Below are 507 nucleotides of genomic sequence, written 5' to 3' on the forward strand. Positions count from 1 at the left end.
CCGTCTCGGGAAGTATGTGGTAGCAATGCTGATCCTCCGGGAATTTGCCCGTCTTGACGTCCTCTATATATGTCTTGAAGGCCTCTATCTCAACTTCTGCGACGTTTGCGTACTTCTTTACGAACTTTGGAGTGAAGGCCTGGAATAATCCAAGCATGTCTCCGCATATGAGAAGCTGTCCGTCGCAGGGAGCTCCTGCTCCTATGGAGTAAACGGGTATGGAAAGGTCTTTTGCTATGAATTCGGTCAGTTCTGGTGGTACCGCCTCAAGAAGTAGGGCGAAAGCTCCTGCTTCCTCTATAGCTCGAGCGTCCATTATTAGGTCTTTGGCGCTTTTTGGATCTCTGCCCTGTGCCTTAAATCCCCCAAGTACTCCTGAACTTTGAGGGGTAAGACCGATATGTCCCATGACCAAGATCCCTGCGTCGGCAATGGCCTTTATCCTCGTTATGACCCTTCTTCCGCCTTCAAGTTTCACGGCGTCCATGTCGGCTTCCTTCAAAAACC

Annotated in this window: 1 protein-coding gene; it reads right to left on the bottom strand. The window is 50.3% G+C overall.

The window, feature by feature from the left end; translation table 11 throughout:
- The coding region (locus HMPREF1705_RS10525) for a 3-methyl-2-oxobutanoate hydroxymethyltransferase (protein WP_242603623.1) at nucleotides 1–487 on the bottom strand (487 nt) is incomplete at its 3' end.
- Nucleotides 488–507 lie beyond the last annotated feature (20 nt).

It is taken from the genome of Acetomicrobium hydrogeniformans ATCC BAA-1850 (assembly GCF_000160455.2).
Taxonomy (GTDB): Bacteria; Synergistota; Synergistia; order Synergistales; family Acetomicrobiaceae; genus Acetomicrobium; species Acetomicrobium thermoterrenum.